Source organism: Streptomyces sp. NRRL B-1347, from assembly GCF_000720325.1.
GTDB lineage: Bacteria > Actinomycetota > Actinomycetes > Streptomycetales > Streptomycetaceae > Streptomyces.
In genome coordinates this window covers 1-293 of sequence record NZ_JOJM01000312.1, presented here as the reverse complement: position 1 = coordinate 293, position 293 = coordinate 1, and the positions used below count along the sequence as shown (strand labels likewise).

Here is a 293-nt window from a genome sequence, read left to right as displayed (position 1 = left end):
CGCGGGCCTGCCAGGTCGAGCGGATGTTGTGCTCGCCCCGGTACTGCTGCAAGTACTCGTCGACCCGGTCGGCCACCCACAGCAGCGCCAGCTCCCGCAGCGCGGTCAGATTGCCCGGCCGGAAGTAGTTCGACAGGGCCGCGTCGACCTTGTCGGCCTTGTAGATGTTGCCGTGCGCCATACGACGCCGGAGCGCCTGCGGCGACATGTCGACCAGCTCGATCTGGTCCGCGCGCCGCACCACCTCGTCCGGCACCGTCTCGCGCTGGCGCACCCCCGTGATCGACTCCACC

Annotated in this window: 1 pseudogene; it reads right to left on the bottom strand. The window is 70.0% G+C overall.

The annotated features are described in order from the left end of the window. Positions 1–293: pseudogene (locus IG74_RS47425) on the bottom strand (histidine kinase); the annotation flags it as partial.